The organism is Streptomyces cadmiisoli (genome assembly GCF_003261055.1).
In the GTDB taxonomy this organism is placed as follows: Bacteria; Actinomycetota; Actinomycetes; order Streptomycetales; family Streptomycetaceae; genus Streptomyces; species Streptomyces cadmiisoli.
Genome location: NZ_CP030073.1, coordinates 5515138 through 5531773 on the forward strand (window position 1 = coordinate 5515138; position 16636 = coordinate 5531773).

A 16636-nucleotide genomic window follows, 5' to 3' on the forward strand; every position below is an offset into this window, starting at 1 on the left:
ACGCTCGCCCTCTCGGGCATTCCACTGGTCACATTGTCCAGCGAATACGCAAACTATTGCGCACCTTGCGGCACCGGGAGACGCTGCGGCCATGACGCAGACCACAGACCACGCTCCCGACACCGCACGGCAGGCCGACCCCTTCCCGGTCAAGGGGATGGACGCGGTCGTGTTCGCCGTGGGCAACGCCAAGCAGGCGGCGCACTACTACTCCACCGCCTTCGGCATGCGGCTGGTCGCGTACTCCGGACCGGAGAACGGCAGCCGTGAGACCGCCGCCTACGTCCTGGAGAACGGCTCCGCCCGCTTCGTCTTCACCTCGGTGATCAAGCCCGCCACCGACTGGGGCCACTTCCTCGCCGAGCATGTGGCCGAGCACGGCGACGGCGTCGTCGACCTCGCGATCGAGGTGCCCGACGCGCGCGCCGCCCACGCGTACGCCGTCGAGCAGGGCGCCCGCTCGGTCGCCGAGCCGTACGAGATGAAGGACGAGCACGGCACCGTGGTGCTGGCCGCGATCGCCACCTACGGCAAGACCCGCCACACCCTGGTCGAGCGCTCCGGCTACGACGGCCCCTACCTGCCCGGCTTCGTCGCCGCCTCGCCGATCGTCGAACCGCCCGCCCAGCGCACCTTCCAGGCCATCGACCACTGCGTCGGCAACGTCGAGCTCGGCCGGATGAACGAGTGGGTCGGCTTCTACAACAAGGTCATGGGCTTCACGAACATGAAGGAGTTCGTGGGCGACGACATCGCGACCGAGTACAGCGCGCTGATGTCCAAGGTGGTGGCCGACGGCACGCTGAAGGTCAAGTTCCCGATCAACGAGCCCGCCGTCGCCAAGAAGAAGTCGCAGATCGACGAGTACCTGGAGTTCTACGGCGGCGCGGGCGTGCAGCACATCGCGCTCAACACCAACGACATCGTCCGCACGGTCCGCACCATGCGGGCGGCCGGCGTGCAGTTCCTGGACACCCCCGACTCGTACTACGACACGCTGGGGGAGTGGGTGGGCGAGACCCGCGTGCCCGTGGACACCCTGCGCGAGCTGAAGATCCTCGCGGACCGCGACGAGGACGGCTACCTGCTGCAGATCTTCACCAAGCCGGTCCAGGACCGCCCGACCGTCTTCTTCGAGATCATCGAGCGCCATGGCTCGATGGGCTTCGGCAAGGGCAACTTCAAGGCCCTGTTCGAGGCGATCGAGCGGGAACAGGAACGCCGCGGCAACCTCTAGAACGCCCGGAACCCCCGGCGGGACGCCCGCCGGGGGTTCCCCGCACCCGCCGCGACGCCGTCAGGCCGTCGCGGCGGGCGCGCGCCGTGCCCGGCTCATCCCCATTCCGCGCCCTCCGGCACGCCTTCCTCCGGCGGCTCCCCCAGGTCCCGCAACGCGTCCTCGGCCGCCGGCGCGTGCAGCGGGGAGAACTGCGGATTGATCCGCAGCGCCTCCTGGAGATGCCGGCGGGCCGGCCCGTGCCGCTCCAGCGCCAGCTCGATCATCCCCAGGTGGTAGGCGTACGACGCGCTGCGCACACCGCCGCCGTGGTCCTTGTCCGTCGCCCGCTTCGCGAACTCCAGCGCCTCCTCGTACTCACCCGTCCGGTACAGCGCCCACCCCAGCGCGTCGGCCACCGCGATCCCCGGCTGGTGCCCCCACTCGGCCCGCAGCCGCTCGACGGCAGCCTCCGGGTCCCCGTGGTCGGCCTCGAACCGCCCGAGCAGCAGCGACTCGTCGACCCCGCCCTCCGTGGCGCTGTCCACCTGCGTCCGCAGCAGGTCGTACTGCACCCCCGCGGCCTGCTCCAGCCCCAGCGACTCGTACAGCTCGCCCAACTCCAGGGCGAACTGCGGCGACGGCTGCTTGTCGAGCGCCGTCCGGTACGCGTCCAGCGCCTCCGTGGTGCGCCCCAGCGCCGCCAGCGTCCGGCCCTGCCCGGCCTGCGCGGCCCGCAGATCGGGATCGAGCCGCAGTGCCCGGTCGAAGTAGCGCAGCGCCACCCGGAGGTCCCCGCGTTCCCAGGCGAGCTGCCCCGACCGCTCCAGCCATCCCGCCCGCTCGGCGGGCGTACGGGCGGCGGCCGCCGCGTCCGACAGGCTGGCCGCCGCGTCCTCGCGCCAGCCGCGGTCCCAGTACACGGCGGCGGCGCGGGCCATGACCGCCGGACCGGAGTGCAGCTTCTGGAGCTTCTCCAGCGTCAGTCGTGACGCCTTGTAGTCGCCGACGCCGGTGTACGCGTCGATCAGCAGCGGATACGTCGTCCACCGCCCGGCGTCCACCTTCAGCGCGGCCTCGGCCCACGTGCGCGCCGCGGGGAAGTCGCGGCGCGCGCTCGCCAGCGCCGCCATCCCGCTCAACGCGTCGAGGTTCCCGTTCGGCCGCACCTTCAGCGATGTGCGCAGCGCGTGCTCGGCCTTCGGGTAGTACGCGGTGTCGGCGGTCCGCCGCCCCTGCTCCACGTACGCCGAGCCCAGCACCGCCCACGACCCGGCGTCCTGGGGCCGGGCCCGCACCCGTGCCGTGCGGTCGCCGATCAGCGCCACCAGATCGGGCAGCGCGGCCGGCACACCGTGGGTGACCGTGGTCAGGGCCGGTGCCTGCGGGCGCGGCCCGGGGCGGGGGCGGACCTCCGGCCGCTCGGGAGGCAGCAGCATCAGCGCCGCGCCGACGGCCAGGCATCCCGCGAGCGCGCCGAGCACGACGCCCGCGACGAGCCGGGAACGCCGCCGCGGGGTACGTCCTCCGTCCTCGTTCCCGTCCTTGTCCCGCTCCTGGCTCTCCTCGGTCATGACGGTCTTCATGCCGGACACTGTGCGTCAGCGCGAGGACCACATCCCGGCACGTGAAGGGTGCCGCCGACGGGGTTCACACCGATGGCCCCGGGTGACACGCTGTGATCATGAGCCGTATCCAAGCCCCTCCCGACGAAGCGCAGGGCAACCTCACGGACCGGCTGCTCGCGGGCCTGCCGGCCGAGGCCGTCCTGACCGACCCCGACGTCACCGCCTCCTACGCCAACGACATGGCGAGCTTCTGCCCGGCCGGCGTACCGGCCGTGGTCGTGCTGCCGCGCACCGTGGAACAGGTCCAGCACGTCATGCGCACCGCCTCCGAGCTGCGCGTACCGGTCGTCCCGCAGGGCGCGCGCACCGGCCTGTCGGGCGGGGCCAACGCCTCCGACGGCTGCGTCGTGCTGTCCCTGACCAAGATGGACCGGATCCTGGAGATCAACCCGGTCGACCGCATCGCCGTCGTCGAACCGGGCGTCGTCAACGCCGTCCTGTCCCGCGCGGTCGGCGAGCACGGCCTGTACTACCCTCCCGACCCCTCCAGTTGGGAGATGTGCACCATCGGAGGGAACATCGGCACCGCCTCCGGCGGGCTGTGCTGCGTGAAGTACGGGGTGACCGCCGAGTACGTGCTCGGCCTCGATGTCGTGCTGGCCGACGGCCGGCTGATGTCCACCGGCCGGCGCACCGCCAAGGGTGTCGCCGGCTACGACCTCACCCGGCTGTTCGTGGGCTCCGAGGGCTCGCTCGGCATCGTCGTACGGGCGATCCTCGCCCTCAAGCCGCGGCCGCCGCAGCAACTGGTGCTGGCCGCCGAGTTCGCCTCCGGGGCCGCGGCCTGCGACGCGGTCTGCCGGATCATGGCCGGCGGGCACGTGCCGTCCCTCCTCGAACTGATGGACCGCACCACCGTCCGGGCGGTCAACGACATGGCGCACATGGGGCTGCCGGAGAGCACCGAGGCGCTGCTCCTCGCCGCCTTCGACACCCCGGACCCGGCCGCCGACCTCGCCGCCCTCGGCGAGCTGTGCGAGGCCGCCGGCGCGACCCAGGTCGTGCCGGCCGACGACGCGGCCGAGTCGGAACTCCTCCTCAAGGCGCGGCGGTTGTCGCTCACCGCGCTGGAGGCCGTCAAGGGCACCACGATGATCGACGACGTGTGCGTGCCCCGCTCCCGGCTCGGCGAACTCCTCGAAGGCGTCGAGCGCATCGCCGACAAGCACGGCCTCACCATCGGCGTGGTCGCCCACGCGGGCGACGGCAACACGCACCCGACGGTCTGCTTCGACGCCCAGGACCCCGACGAGTCCCGGCGCGCCCGCGAGTCCTTCGACGAGATCATGGCCCTCGGCCTGGAACTCGGCGGCACCATCACCGGCGAGCACGGTGTGGGTGTGCTGAAGAAGGAATGGCTGGCGCGCGAGATCGGCCCGGTCGGCGTGGAGATGCAGCGGGCGGTCAAGCAGGTCTTCGACCCGCTCGGCATCCTCAACCCGGGCAAGCTGTTCTGACGCCCGCCCCTCACTGGGCGAGCAGCTCGGCCAGACCGTCGTCCAAACCGAGCTGCTCGCCCTCGCTCCCCGGGGGCACCGCCCGCAGCGTGCGCTCCAGCCAGGCCGACAACTGCGCCGCGGGGACCTGGAGCAGGGCCTCCCCGTCGGGTGAGCTCAGCGCCATCAGCACGACGCTGCGCCCGTGCGTCTTCGTCGGCCACACCCGCACGTCCCCGTGGCCGCACGGCCGGAACACCCCCTCCACCAGCAGCTCGCGGGCGAACGTCCACCGGACGGGGTGCTCGGAGTTGATGTGGAAGGTGATGTGCACGGCGTACGGGTCGGCGCTCCGGTAGCCGAGCCGGGCCGGGACCGGGATGCTCCGCTCGGGCGACAGGACGAGCCTGATCTCCAGCTCCCGCTCTACCACGGTGTCCATGGCGTTCTTCCTCTCTGCACGGGCCGGTACGGACCCGGTGGGCGGGCCCGTACGAGTGGAGAGCGGGCGTGGCAGGAAGCATTACGCGGGTTCCCCGGACTTCTTTCGCGGAGATAGCACAACCGTGCTCGAAAGGGGTGGGTCCCGCGGGACGGGCGGTGCGGGCCCAGCGGGTCTGATAGATGTGGAGGCCCCCATCACACCCCCGAGCAGATACGGGACGACGGACATGAGCGCCCCAACCCCGGCACCCGGCGACGACAGGCCCCGCGAGGGCTATTACCCGGACCCCTCCATTCCCGGATATGTCCGGTACTGGAACGGCGCCGCCTGGGTACCGGGCACCAGCCGGCCGGCCCCGGCCGCCGGAGAATCGCTCGCACCGCCGCCCGGTGTGCGCCCCGCGCCGCCGGCCGTCGAGGAGACCGGGCCGCACTTCTTCGACGAGGACCCCGAACCGCGGCCCCGGGCCGCCCCCGCCGACGCCCAGCACGGCAGCCGGCCCGAGCCCGCCTCCGCGTGGGGCGCCGACCGCGCCCGCCAGTCCGGCTTCGGCGGCGAGCAGGACCAGCGCGTGTCCTGGGGCGCTCCGCAGGGCGCCGACCCGCGCGTGGCCGCGGAGGCCCCGGCGCCGCCGGAGGGCCGTTCCGCCCGTACGGACGGCACGGCGACGATCCCGCCCGCCGCCCCGGACGCCGACGCGGGCCCCGGCGCCGCCGCCCCCGACGGCACCTTCGTCTTCCGCCGCCCGGCCCCCAGGTCCCCGGGCCAGGACGCCGGTGCGGGCGCGGCGCGCGGCACCGCCGAGGACGAGGGCACCATGACCTTCCGCGCGCTCACCCCGCGCACACCTCAGCAGGGCGGCGCGCGTCCCGGGACCCCGGGCACGCAGGAGCCGGCGGCGTCCGCCGGGGCCCCGGCCGGCTCGGGAGGCCCCGGATTCGGCGCCGGCAAGGCGGCCGCGGCCCGCGCGGCGGCGGCCCAGGCCGCCCCGGTGGCACAGGCGGCGCAGCCCGGGGGCCAGGCGGCCACCGCGGCCCCGCAGTCCGCGCCCGCCGGTCCGGTCCACCAGCCCGCACCGCAGTGGACCGCGCCTCCCGGCGTGCCCCAGCAGGCCCCCGACCCGGCCGGCGGCACCCCGGTGACCCGCGGTCCCGGCGGCGGGCAGTCGTCCTGGGCGCAGCAGGTCCACCGGCTGGCCGGCCCCGACGACCCGCCGGTCACGCCGTGGAAGCCGCCGAAGGACGACCCGTTCCAGGCCGCCGCCCGGCGACAGGCGGCGGCGCGGCCCGCGGCGCTCGGCAAGCGCCTGGCCGCCCGGCTGGTCGACACCGTGGTCGTCGGCGCCGTCACCGCGCTCGCCGCCGTACCGCTCGGGACGAAGGCCCTGGACCATGTCCAGGCGAAGATCGAGGAGGCCGAGCTCTCCGGCCGCACGGTCACCGTCTGGCTGCTCGACGGCACGACCTCGGTGTATCTGGGCGTCATCCTCGCCGTCCTGCTGCTGTCCGGTGTGCTGTACGAGGCGCTGCCGACGGCCAAGTGGGGCCGCACCGCGGGCAAGCGGCTGTTCGGCCTGGAGGTACGGGACATCGAGGGGCACGAGCCCCCGTCCTTCGGTGCGGCCGTACGCCGCTGGCTCGTCTTCAGCGTTCCCGGTCTGCTCTGCGTCGGAGTCGTCGGTGTGCTGTGGTGCCTGTTCGACAAGCCGTGGCGGCAGTGCTGGCACGACAAGGCCGCACACACGTTCGTCGCGGGCTGACGGTCGATCAGGGTGCCGCCCCGGCAGTTGCGCTGACCTGGTAGTTCCGTACCCCGGACGGCGGCTCGCCGGATGCGCGCGGGGAGTGTTCGGGTTCCACTCGGGCCATGAGCACCGAACCGCCCCCCGGTTCCGGCGGGCAGCCGCCGGAGGACGACCCGTTCAAGAAGCAGCCCCCGCCCGGCGAGGGGGCCGGCTCGCCGTACGACTCGCCCCCGGGCGGTCAGCAACCTCCGCCCGGCGGGCAGCCCCCGTACGGCGGCGGCCAGCCGCCCCCCTACGGAGGCGGCCCCTACGGCGGTGACCCGTACGGGGGAGGCCCCGCCGATCCGCTGGCCGGCATGCCCCCGCTCGCCGACAGCGGCAAGCGCACCCTGGCCCGCATCATCGACATGATCCTGGTCGGCGTCGTCGTCTGGCTGCTCACCCTGGCCTTCAACGTGGACGAGTACGCGGTGGGCGCCGAGGAGATGGAGGTCGGCAGGTCCCTGGGCCAGTCGGTGATCGCCGCCGTCCTCTTCATCGCGTACGACACCTTCATGATCGGCAAGTGGGGTCAGACGCTGGGCAAGAAGTGGCTCGGCATGCGGGTGGCCAACCTCGAGAACGGCGCCACGCCGTCGGTGCAGACCTCGCTGATCCGCGCGGCGGTGCTGTGGATCCCGTTCGCGTTCTGCTGCGCCTGTGTGTGGACGGTGATCTGCGGCGGCTGGAGCTTCTTCGACAAGCCCTACAAGCAGGGCCTGCACGACAAGGCGGCCAAGACGGTGGTGGTCAGCGCCACCTGACGGGCCGGCCGCGGCCGGCCCGGACGACGCCGAGCGGGTCTGCCGCCACCTCGGGTGCGCGGCAGGCCCGCTCGGCGTCTGCGCTGTGTCCGGCCGGTCCCGCCGGGTCAGGAGGCCGTCGCCTCCCGCACCGGTTCGGGCGCGGTGGCCGGGAGCGGGGTCGCCACGCGGTCGGCCGGGGCGGAGCGCCGTACGACGGTCGGCGTGCGCCTCGGCATGGGTACCGTCATGGCGACGAGCAGCCCGAGGGCGAGCGCCGTGACGGCGATGACCGCGATCCCCGCGCCCGACGTCGTCTGTGACAGCAGCAGCATGGCGAACGTGGATGCGATCACGGTCAGTGAACCGTAGGCGAGCTGTGCGGCAGTCGGACGAGGCATGGCAATCGAGTCCTCGAAGATGGGGGTGGTCTCTCCCCGTGTGTCTCTCGCTCCGGGGAGGGTGCGAACAGAATCTATTCGCGTGCATGCCCGACGGGAACGAACAGTAAGCGTGACCTGACCAACAGTGCCGATGCACGGGGGGCGCATCGATTCATGCGGTCCGACGGGCGGACGGTCGCGCGCGCCCGGTGGGCGATCCGCGTCGTTCGCTGAGCGACGCTCCGTCTCCGCATAGTGCACTTGTCCTGCTCAAGTCAAGGTCTGTCTTTTCTCCCGAACCTCTAGTCAAATGTCGTCACTTGACTACACGCGTCGATCACGTGTGTGCGGAAACCAGCACGGCTTCTGACCCCCCATCCGCGCACACGGACGCTGGGGAGGAACTCAAGTGACCAGCAGACCCTGGACGTTCAGAGCCGCGGCCGCGGCCGTCGCACTCGCCGCGGCCACCGCCACGCTCTCCGCCGCCGGCGTTGCGCAGGCGGACGTACCGCTCCGACCGGAGGCCGTGGACCGCCACGACCCGCAGTCGGCGAAGGACAATCACGCGCACGACCTCGAAGGCCCGCTGAGCAGGACCCAGGATGCCCAGCGTGAGGAGGCCCTGGAGCAGGTCATATCCGGCCAGGCCTCGGTCAAGAACCGCGAGGGCTCCAAGGTCGTCCAGCTCAAGAGCAAGAAGGGCGACTCCAAGTACGTCGAGCTCGGCCGGGAGAAGACCGACAAGATCTTCACCATCCTGGTCGAGTTCGGCGACAAGACCGACCCCCGTTACGGCGGGACCGCGGGTCCGCTGCACAACCAGATCGCCAAGCCGGACCGCAAGAAGGACAACTCCACCGCCTGGCAGGCCGACTACGACCAGCAGCACTTCGAGGACCTGTACTTCGGTTCCGGCAAGGGCGTCGACTCGGTCAAGACGTACTACGAGAAGCAGTCCTCCGGCCGCTACTCGGTCGAGGGCGAGGTCTCCGACTGGGTCAAGGTCCCCTACAACGAGGCCCGGTACGGCAACAACGCCTGCGGTGACACCAACTGCCCGAGCGTGTGGAACGTCGTCAGCGACGGTCTGAACGCCTGGGTCGCCCAGCAGAAGGCGGCCGGCCGCACCGACGCCCAGATCAAGGCGGACGCCGCCCGGTTCGACGAGTGGGACCGCTACGACTTCGACGGCGACGGCGACTTCAACGAGCCCGACGGCTACATCGACCACTTCCAGGTCGTGCACGCCGGCGAGGACGAGTCCGCGGGCGGCGGAGCGCAGGGCACCGACGCGATCTGGGCCCACCGCTGGTACGCCTTCGGCAGCGACGCCGGCGCCACCGGCCCCGACCAGAACAAGCTCGGCGGCGCGCAGATCGGCTCCACCGGCATCTGGGTCGGCGACTACACGGTCCAGCCGGAGAACGGCGGACTCGGCGTCTACGCCCACGAGTACGGCCACGACCTCGGTCTGCCGGACCACTACGACACCAACGGCGGCGAGAACTCCACCGGCTTCTGGACGCTGATGTCGTCCGGTTCGTGGCTCGGCACCGGCAAGAACGAGATCGGCAACCTCCCCGGCGACATGACCGCCTGGGACAAGCTCCAGCTCGGGTGGCTGAACTACGACACCGCCAAGGCGGGCGTCAATTCCTGGCACAAGCTGGGTGTGTCCGAGTACAACACCAAGCACAAGCAGGCGCTGGTCGTCACGCTCCCGAAGAAGGCCGTCACCACCGAGATCATCACCCCCGCCGAGGGCCAGACCCAGTGGTGGAGCGGCAGCGGTGACAACCTCAGGAACACGCTGACGCGCTCGGTCGACCTGACCGGCAAGTCGTCCGCCGACCTGACCTTCGACGGCTGGTACGACATCGAGGCCAACTACGACTACCTCTACACCGAGGTGTCCACCGACGGCGGCGCCAACTGGACCGCCCTCGACGGCACCGTGGACGGCCAGGCCATCCCGCGCGACGGCAGCGACAAGCCCGCCCTGCACGGCACGATCGAGGGCTACCAGAAGCTCGCGTACTCGCTCGACGCCTACGCCGGCCAGAAGATCGGCCTGCGCTTCCGCTACCAGACCGACGGCGGCGTGGCCCAGAAGGGCTTCACGGCCGACGCCATCACGGTCACCGCGGACGGCGCCACCGTCTTCGCCGACAACGCCGAGAGCGCGGACGCCGCTTGGACCGCCACCGGCTTCTCCCGCGTCGGCGCGTCCTTCACCAAGGACTACGCGCAGTACTACATCGCCGAGAACCGGCAGTACGTGTCGTACGACGAGACCCTGAAGTCCGGCCCGTACAACTTCGGTTTCACGCAGCGCCCGGACTGGGTGGAGCACTACGCGTACCAGAACGGCCTGCTGATCTGGAAGTGGGACACCTCGCAGGCGGACAACAACACCAGCGAGCACCCGGGCACCGGTCTGGTCCTGCCGATCGACTCGCACCCGACCGCGCTGAAGTGGGCCGACGGCACGCTGATGCGCAACCGGATCCAGAGCTACGACGCCCCGTTCAGCACGTTCCGGACGGACGGCATGACGCTGCACAAGGCGGACGTGGCGAAGTACATCCCGGGCTCGAAGGGTGTCTCGGTCTTCAACGACCGCACGAACACCTACTACGACGAGTCGAACCCGACCGGCGGTGTCAAGATCACTGACACCAACACGAAGATCAAGATTGTCGAGGAGGCCAAGAACGGCTCGACGATCGAGCTGGAGGTCGGCCCCGCGGGTAGGTAATCCGCATCTTCGCAGGTCAAAGCATGATCGGCGGTGACCCCCTGGCGGGTCACCGCCGATCCGTGTTTAGGTGCGTCCTGTGGTTCTCTTATTGACACCGGCTGACACGGGGGTGTGACCGCATGGCCGCAGGAGGTTTCTGCAAGCTGCCGAACGGCACGGTGGTGGTGGCGCTGAATCTGCCCAGCCCCGCCGCCGACGGGCCCGCCGGAGTGCGTGTCCTCGTCCACGCCCAGAACCGGGCGCGGGCGCTGACCAGGCTGCGTAATCTCGGCCTGCGCGCGGTCTACCTGAGGGGCAACGCCGCCCCGCCCTCGCCGGACGAGATCACGGCGGTCCTGCACCACCCCGACGGCCTGATATGGCGCACGGCTCCGGACAGCGACGTCTGGCCCATGGAGCTGTGGCACCCCATCAAGGCCCTGCTCAGACGCCCGGCCGCGCCGGCCTAGACCGGCCGGCCCGATTCGCCGGCCGTGCGGCGGCCGGCCGTCCGACGGCTACTGCACGACGGGCTTGCCCGACAGCTCCACGCCCGCCGCCCGCAGCTCCTCCAGCGCCCGCTCGGTGGTCTCCTGGGACACCCCGGCGGTGAGGTCGAGCAGCACCTGCGTACGGAAGCCCTCGCGTGCGGCGTCCAGCGCGGTGGCCCGTACGCAGTGGTCGGTCGCGATGCCGACCACGTCGACCTCGTCGATCTCCCGCGCCCTGAGCCAGTCGGCCAGCGTGACACCGTTCTCCTCGGCGCCCTCGAAGCCGCTGTAGGCCGCCGAGTACGCCCCCTTGTCGAAGACGGCGTCCACCGATCCGGAGGCGACGGCCGGGGCGAAGTTCGGGTGGAAGCCGACCCCCTCCGTGCCGGCGACGCAGTGCGCGGGCCAGGAGCGGACGAAGTCGGGGTTGTCGGCGAAGTGGCCGCCGGGTGCGATGTGCAGGTCGCGGGTGGCCACGACGTGCCGGTACCCGGCGGGGGCCTGCCCGATCAGCTCGGTGATCGCGGCGGCCACGTCGGCGCCTCCGGCCACCGGGAGGCTGCCTCCCTCGCAGAAGTCGTTCTGCACGTCTACGACGATCAAGGCGCGGCGCATGGTCGGTGTCCTTCGGCTGTGGGGTCTTCGGGTCGGTGCCGAGGAGCGCGGCCGCCCGGGCGTTGTCGAAACCTGAACCTCCGAGCCTAGAGACTTCGGAGGCCGTGCGGGAGGGGGCACGGACCGGCGCGCGCCGCGCGCCCCACCCACCGCCCTTCTGAGCGGCCGGCGCTAGTCGTCTTCGTCGATCACGTACTCGGTCGGAAGCACCGGTTCCCCCCGGGACAGCTGTGTCGCCGAGAGCGGCAGGGCGGCGCGGGCCGCGATGTGCCGGTCGCGGGCGGCGTCCAGCGGTTCCCGGGCGACCACCTCGCCGCCCTTGACCAGCTCGACCAGCAGCTGCCGGTCGACGAGCCCGGCCGGTACCGGCCCGGTGCCGACCACCTCCGCCTCCGTCTCGCCCCGCTCGTCCGGCCGGCGCGCGGCCCACTTGCGGCCCCCGATGGAGGTCTTGCCCCCGGTGGATCGTTTCGCCACCGCCACCAGCGGCGCCGACGGGTCGGTGGACTCGGCACGGGCGACCAGCTTGTAGACCATGGAGCAGGTCGGGTGCCCGGAGCCGGTGACGAGCTGGGTGCCGACGCCGTACGCGTCCACGGGCGCCGCCGCCAGCGAGGCGATGGCGTATTCGTCCAGGTCCGAGGTGACGATGATCCTCGTGCCGGTGGCCCCCAGTTCGTCCAGCTGCTGCCGCACCCGGTGCGCGACCAGCAGCAGATCGCCGGAGTCGATCCGTACCGCGCCCAGCTCGGGCCCGGCGACCTCCACGGCGGCCCGGACCGCCTCGGCGACGTCGTAGGTGTCCACCAGCAGGGTGGTGCCCCGGCCCATCGACTCGACCTGGGCCCGGAAGGCGTCCCGCTCGCGGTCGTGCAGCAGGGTGAAGGCGTGCGCGGACGTGCCGACCGTGGGGATGCCGTAGCGGAAGCCGGCGGCCAGGTCGGAGGTGGAGGTGAAGCCGCCGATGTAGGCGGCGCGCGAGGCGGCGACGGCGGCCAGCTCGTGGGTGCGGCGCGCGCCCATCTCGATCAGCGGCCGGCCGCCCGCCGCCGAGGACATCCGGGAGGCCGCCGCGGCGATGGCGGAGTCGTGGTTGAGGATGGAAAGGATCACCGTCTCCAGCAGCACGCACTCGGCGAAGCTGCCCTCCACCCGCATCACCGGCGAGCCCGGGAAGTACACCTCGCCCTCCGGGTAGCCCCAGATGTCGCCGCGGAAGCGGTACTCGGCGAGCCACCGCAGGGTCTCCTCGCCGACGATGTCCCGCTCGCGCAGGAAGTCGAGGACGTCCGGGTCGAAACGGAAGTTCTCCACCGCGTCCAGGACCCGGCCGGTGCCGGCCAGCACGCCGTACCGGCGCCCCTCGGGCAGCCGCCGGGTGAAGACCTCGAAGACGCTGCGCCGCTCGGCGGTGCCGGCCCGCAGGGCGGCCTGGAGCATCGTCAGCTCGTACTGGTCCGTGAAAAGCGCCGTCGATGGCACGTCCACCGGCAGCCCAAGGTCCGCTGTGTTCATGGCAACCAAGGGTACCCCCATTTCGTCAGTCTGACGATTTAGGTACCGGGGCGGCGCGACCCGGTCCGCGCCCGGCCCGTTTGTGCTTCCGACCCCCCGAGGTGGCAGCATGGGTCGTGTGACGTCAGCCGCTCCCATCGAGATCGAACGCACCGAGTCGGCGGAGGAGGTCTCTGCCGTTCCCGAGCCGGACGTCCCGTGGGTGACGATCGTCCACAACGACCCGGTCAACCTCATGAGCTATGTGACGTACGTCTTCCAGACGTACTTCGGCTACTCCAAGGACAAGGCCACCAAGCTCATGCTCGACGTCCACCACAAGGGCCGGGCGGTCGTCTCCAGCGGCAGTCGCGAGGAGATGGAACGCGACGTGCAGGCCATGCACGGCTACGGTCTGTGGGCCACCCTCCAGCAGGACCGGAAGTAGCGATCGCCTCCATGTCAGGACACTTCGAACCGCTCCCCGGCGGCGGCGCCGCCGTCGCCCTCGACGACGTCGAGATCTCCATCATCCGGTCGCTGGCCGTGCAGCTGCTGGAGCTGATCGGCCCCGGCCCCGGCGAGGAGGCGGGCGGCGACCCGCTCGCCGAGCTGTTCGCCGAGGGGCCCAGCGAGCCCCCGTCCGACCCGGTGCTCAAGCGGCTCTTCCCGGACGCCTACAGCGACCCCGAGCAGCCCGGCCAGGACGAGGAGCGCAAGGCCCACTCCGCCGAGTTCCGCCGCTTCACCGAGAACGATCTGCGCGCCGGCAAGCGGGAGAACGCCCTCGCGGTGGTCCGCTCGCTGGACGAGCTGCCCGCCGCCGGCGACGGCGGCAAAGTGGTGCTGGAGCTGACCGTCCAGCAGTCCCAGCAGTGGCTCGGCGCCCTCAACGACCTCCGCCTGGCCATCGGCTCCCGGCTGGAGATCACCGACGAGGACGACACCGAGCTGCTGTACCGGCTGGCCGACGAGGACCCGCGCAAGCCGATGGTGATGGCCTATCTGTGGCTCGGCGGGCTCCAGGAGACATTGGTCTCCACTCTTTTGCCCTGATATGCCCGGACGAGTGTTCGCTCAGCGGACGCTCAAATCCGAATAACGATCGCATCAAGGGTGCGGTCGTTTTTGCGGCCATTGGGTGCCTTTTGTCCGCTTCTTCCTGTGCGGTGCGCCACAGGGCGTTCCGGCGATCAATGTTGCGGCCGTGATAAATCTTCACGACCGCCCGGCGAACACCACCCTTGTCTCGTCGGGTGCGCCACCGAGCCGGCGGATCGCCGGCCAGGCAGAGCTCCACCTATCCGGGGGGATCGGAACCCGATCCGAGGCCATGTCACTGGCTCGGATCGGATATGGAGAAAGGCGCACCACACATGACCTCAGCGCGGGTCGACAAGCAGTACGACGGCAATGAGGCCGTGGGCGGCGACGCCCCCGAGGAGGGGTACGAGCGCGGGCTCGGCAGCCGCCAGGTCCAGATGATCGCGATCGGCGGCGCCATCGGCGTCGGTCTGTTCCTGGGTGCCGGGGCGAACATCGCCAAGGCCGGACCCAGCCTCATCCTCATGTACGCCCTCGCGGGCGTGATCATCTTCTTCATCATGCGGGCGCTCGGTGAGCTCCTGCTGTACCGCCCCGTCTCGGGTTCGTTCGCGGAGTACTCCCGTGAGTTCCTCGGACCGTTCTTCGGCTACTTCACCGGCTGGACCTACTGGCTGATGTGGGTGGTCACCGGCATGGCCGAGCTGACGGCCGCCGCGATCTACGTCAACTACTGGTTCCCGTCCATCCCGCAATGGGTGACGGCACTGGTCTTCCTGGTGATCCTGTTCGGCGTCAACCTGATCTCCGTCAAGCTCTTCGGCGAGCTGGAGTTCTGGTTCTCGATGGTCAAGGTCACCGCCCTGATCGGCATGATCGTGATCGGCCTGGGTGTGCTCACCTTCGGCTTCAGCAGCGCCGGTGACACGGCCGCGGTCTCCAACCTCTGGGCCTTCGACGGCTTCTTCCCCAAGGGCATCGGCTCGTCCCTGATGACCCTGCAGGGCGTCATGTTCGCCTACCTCGCCGTCGAGCTGGTCGGTGTCACGGCCGGCGAGTCCGAGGACCCGGAGAAGACCCTCCCCAAGGCGATCAACACGCTGCCCTGGCGCATCGCCCTGTTCTACGTCGGTGCCCTCACCGTCATCCTGTGCGTCGTGAAGTGGACCGAGTTCGCGCCGGGCGTCAGCCCGTTCGTCGAGGCCTTCGCGCAGATCGGCATCCCGGCGGGCGCCGCCATCGTCAACTTCGTCGTGCTCACCGCCGCGCTGTCCTCCTGCAACTCCGGCATGTACTCGACGGGCCGCATGCTGCGGAACCTGGCCGAGAGCGGCGAGGCCCCCAAGGCGTTCAAGAAGCTGTCGTCCACCAAGACGCCCGCCTTCGGCATCCTCGTCTCCGTGCTCTTCATGGGCATCGGCGTGATCCTGAACTACGTCGTCCCGGAGAAGGCCTTCGGCTACGTCACCTCCATCGCCACCGCCGCCGGCATCTGGACCTGGCTGATGATCCTGATCAGCCACGTCCTGTACCGCCGCGCGGTCGACGCGGGCCGTCTGCCCGCCTCGTCCTTCCCGGCGCCGGGCGGTGCGAAGTGCTCGTACATCGCCATCGCGTTCCTGCTGTTCGTGACCGGCATCATCGCCTACGACGCCGACGCCCGCGTCTGCCTGTACGTGATGGCCGGCTGGGCCGCCGCCCTGGGCATCGGGTGGAGGGTCCTGAAGTCCCGCAACCCGCAGATCGCCGAGCGCGGCACCTCGCAGTTCCAGAAGGTCGGCTGACCGACGCCCGGGACGTCCCGCGGCGGGGAGCGCCTCCGGCGCCCCCGCCGTCGACGCCCGGGACGTCCCGCGGCGGGGAGCGCCTCCGGCGCCCCCGCCGTCGCCGCTCAGGACGTCCGGCATATGGGCCGTCCCGTACCACCCATCGGTACGGGACGGCCCTTCTGCTTATCCTTGCCCGCATGCTGACCCTCACCCAGGCGCTCCACGACCGGATCGTCGCCCACGCGCGCGCGGACCATCCCGACGAGGCGTGCGGCGTGGTCGCGGGCCCGGCCGGTTCGGACCGCCCCGAACGCTTCATCCCCATGCTGAACGCGGCCCGCTCGCCCACCTTCTACGAGTTCGACTCCGGCGATCTCCTCAAGCTCTACCGCGAGATGGACGACCGCGACGAGGAGCCGGTGATCATCTACCACTCCCACACGGCCACCGAGGCCTACCCGTCGCGCACCGACATCTCCTACGCGAACGAGCCCGGCGCGCACTACGTCCTGGTCTCCACCGCGGACGCCGACGACGCCGGCGATTTCCAGTTCCGCTCGTTCCGCATCGTCGACGGCGAGGTGACCGAGGAGGAGGTCAAGGTCGTGGAGGCCTACTGACCACGGCCCCGTGATCCCGGGATTCGGTCAGAATTCATCCGGTATGTGAGATCACATTCCAGAACCCGGACCAGGAATCGATACGATGAGCCCATGGTTTCCCACGACGTGAGCGAGAAGACGCCGGGCACGCTGCTCGTGGCGCGGCTGCACGTCGACCTGTGCAGGCTCGCCAGCGCCATCTGTTGACGCACCCTGCCGCCGTACGGCCGTGAGCGGCGGCGAT

16 protein-coding genes are annotated in these 16636 nt (G+C 71.1%); 11 read left to right on the plus strand and 5 right to left on the minus strand.

The window, feature by feature from the left end; translation table 11 throughout:
• Window positions 1-91: 91 nt before the first annotated feature.
• Window positions 92-1237, plus strand: coding sequence for a 4-hydroxyphenylpyruvate dioxygenase (gene hppD, locus DN051_RS24035; RefSeq protein ID WP_053761575.1), 1146 nt, complete (start codon window positions 92-94; stop codon window positions 1235-1237).
• A 95-nt stretch (window positions 1238-1332) separates the two neighbouring features.
• On the opposite strand, the gene DN051_RS24040 is transcribed toward hppD, so the two are convergent.
• Window positions 1333-2802, minus strand: coding sequence for a tetratricopeptide repeat protein (locus DN051_RS24040; protein ID WP_425471670.1), 1470 nt, complete (start codon window positions 2800-2802; stop codon window positions 1333-1335).
• A gap of 92 nt (window positions 2803-2894) precedes the next feature.
• Here DN051_RS24040 and DN051_RS24045 point away from each other — a divergent pair, with 92 nt between their 5' ends.
• Entirely contained in the window at window positions 2895-4301 is a 1407-nt protein-coding gene (locus DN051_RS24045) for an FAD-binding oxidoreductase (protein ID WP_112439478.1), read from the plus strand.
• Between the two features lie 10 nt (window positions 4302-4311).
• Here DN051_RS24045 and DN051_RS24050 read toward each other — a convergent pair whose 3' ends face one another.
• Window positions 4312-4722, minus strand: coding sequence for an SsgA family sporulation/cell division regulator (locus DN051_RS24050; RefSeq protein WP_112439479.1), 411 nt, complete (start codon window positions 4720-4722; stop codon window positions 4312-4314).
• A 229-nt stretch (window positions 4723-4951) separates the two neighbouring features.
• Here DN051_RS24050 and DN051_RS24055 point away from each other — a divergent pair, with 229 nt between their 5' ends.
• Together DN051_RS24055 and DN051_RS24060 are read left to right on the plus strand one after the other, a co-directional pair.
• Window positions 4952-6484: an RDD family protein gene (locus DN051_RS24055; protein ID WP_053761578.1), complete on the plus strand. Its 1533-nt coding sequence runs from the start codon at window positions 4952-4954 to the stop codon at window positions 6482-6484.
• Between the two features lie 107 nt (window positions 6485-6591).
• Complete coding sequence (locus DN051_RS24060) at window positions 6592-7272, plus strand: RDD family protein (RefSeq protein WP_053761579.1); 681 nt, start codon at window positions 6592-6594, stop codon at window positions 7270-7272.
• A 107-nt stretch (window positions 7273-7379) separates the two neighbouring features.
• Here DN051_RS24060 and DN051_RS24065 read toward each other — a convergent pair whose 3' ends face one another.
• On the minus strand, window positions 7380-7652 hold the full coding sequence (locus tag DN051_RS24065; RefSeq protein ID WP_053761580.1) for a hypothetical protein: 273 nt from the start codon (window positions 7650-7652) through the stop codon (window positions 7380-7382).
• Window positions 7653-8043: 391 nt separating this feature from the next.
• On the opposite strand from DN051_RS24065, the gene DN051_RS24070 reads away from it, so the two are divergent.
• Window positions 8044-10395 (plus strand): immune inhibitor A domain-containing protein, encoded by a 2352-nt coding sequence (locus tag DN051_RS24070; protein ID WP_053761581.1) that lies wholly within the window; start codon window positions 8044-8046, stop codon window positions 10393-10395.
• Between the two features lie 122 nt (window positions 10396-10517).
• Window positions 10518-10847, plus strand: a complete 330-nt coding sequence (locus tag DN051_RS24075; protein ID WP_053761582.1) for a hypothetical protein — start codon at window positions 10518-10520, stop codon at window positions 10845-10847.
• Window positions 10848-10895: 48 nt separating this feature from the next.
• On the opposite strand, the gene DN051_RS24080 is transcribed toward DN051_RS24075, so the two are convergent.
• Together DN051_RS24080 and DN051_RS24085 are read right to left on the minus strand one after the other, a co-directional pair.
• Window positions 10896-11483, minus strand: coding sequence for a nicotinamidase (locus tag DN051_RS24080; RefSeq protein WP_053761583.1), 588 nt, complete (start codon window positions 11481-11483; stop codon window positions 10896-10898).
• A gap of 171 nt (window positions 11484-11654) precedes the next feature.
• Window positions 11655-12998, minus strand: coding sequence for a nicotinate phosphoribosyltransferase (locus DN051_RS24085; RefSeq protein WP_112439480.1), 1344 nt, complete (start codon window positions 12996-12998; stop codon window positions 11655-11657).
• A 109-nt stretch (window positions 12999-13107) separates the two neighbouring features.
• On the opposite strand from DN051_RS24085, the gene clpS reads away from it, so the two are divergent.
• The 5 genes from clpS to DN051_RS47560 all read left to right on the plus strand — a co-directional run bounded on the left by clpS (window position 13108) and on the right by DN051_RS47560 (window position 16599).
• Window positions 13108-13425, plus strand: a complete 318-nt coding sequence (gene clpS, locus DN051_RS24090; protein ID WP_053761585.1) for an ATP-dependent Clp protease adapter ClpS — start codon at window positions 13108-13110, stop codon at window positions 13423-13425.
• Window positions 13426-13436: 11 nt separating this feature from the next.
• Complete coding sequence (locus DN051_RS24095) at window positions 13437-14033, plus strand: DUF2017 domain-containing protein (protein ID WP_112439481.1); 597 nt, start codon at window positions 13437-13439, stop codon at window positions 14031-14033.
• Window positions 14034-14353: 320 nt separating this feature from the next.
• Entirely contained in the window at window positions 14354-15805 is a 1452-nt protein-coding gene (locus DN051_RS24100; protein WP_053761587.1) for an amino acid permease, read from the plus strand.
• 182 nt (window positions 15806-15987) lie between these two features.
• The gene (locus DN051_RS24105; RefSeq protein ID WP_112439482.1) at window positions 15988-16410 is read left to right on the plus strand and encodes a M67 family metallopeptidase; all 423 of its coding nucleotides are present in this window, start codon (window positions 15988-15990) and stop codon (window positions 16408-16410) included.
• 93 nt (window positions 16411-16503) lie between these two features.
• Window positions 16504-16599, plus strand: a complete 96-nt coding sequence (locus DN051_RS47560; protein ID WP_324612360.1) for a putative leader peptide — start codon at window positions 16504-16506, stop codon at window positions 16597-16599.
• Window positions 16600-16636: the final 37 nt, after the last annotated feature.

Bases quoted from the DNA above. Each gene is read 5' to 3' on its own strand.
- DN051_RS24105 (WP_112439482.1), top strand. From the start codon at position 15,988: ATGCTGACCCTCACCCAGGCGCTCCACGACCGGATCGTCGCCCACGCG.
- DN051_RS24075 (WP_053761582.1), top strand. From the start codon at position 10,518: ATGGCCGCAGGAGGTTTCTGCAAGCTGCCGAACGGCACGGTGGTGGTG.
- DN051_RS24050 (WP_112439479.1), bottom strand. From the start codon at position 4,722: ATGGACACCGTGGTAGAGCGGGAGCTGGAGATCAGGCTCGTCCTGTCG.
- DN051_RS47560 (WP_324612360.1), top strand. From the start codon at position 16,504: ATGGTTTCCCACGACGTGAGCGAGAAGACGCCGGGCACGCTGCTCGTG.
- DN051_RS24085 (WP_112439480.1), bottom strand. From the start codon at position 12,998: ATGAACACAGCGGACCTTGGGCTGCCGGTGGACGTGCCATCGACGGCG.
- DN051_RS24080 (WP_053761583.1), bottom strand. From the start codon at position 11,483: ATGCGCCGCGCCTTGATCGTCGTAGACGTGCAGAACGACTTCTGCGAG.
- DN051_RS24065 (WP_053761580.1), bottom strand. From the start codon at position 7,652: ATGCCTCGTCCGACTGCCGCACAGCTCGCCTACGGTTCACTGACCGTG.
- DN051_RS24055 (WP_053761578.1), top strand. From the start codon at position 4,952: ATGAGCGCCCCAACCCCGGCACCCGGCGACGACAGGCCCCGCGAGGGC.
- DN051_RS24100 (WP_053761587.1), top strand. From the start codon at position 14,354: ATGACCTCAGCGCGGGTCGACAAGCAGTACGACGGCAATGAGGCCGTG.
- hppD (WP_053761575.1), top strand. From the start codon at position 92: ATGACGCAGACCACAGACCACGCTCCCGACACCGCACGGCAGGCCGAC.
- DN051_RS24095 (WP_112439481.1), top strand. From the start codon at position 13,437: ATGTCAGGACACTTCGAACCGCTCCCCGGCGGCGGCGCCGCCGTCGCC.
- clpS (WP_053761585.1), top strand. From the start codon at position 13,108: ATGGGTCGTGTGACGTCAGCCGCTCCCATCGAGATCGAACGCACCGAG.
- DN051_RS24040 (WP_425471670.1), bottom strand. From the start codon at position 2,802: ATGAAGACCGTCATGACCGAGGAGAGCCAGGAGCGGGACAAGGACGGG.
- DN051_RS24060 (WP_053761579.1), top strand. From the start codon at position 6,592: ATGAGCACCGAACCGCCCCCCGGTTCCGGCGGGCAGCCGCCGGAGGAC.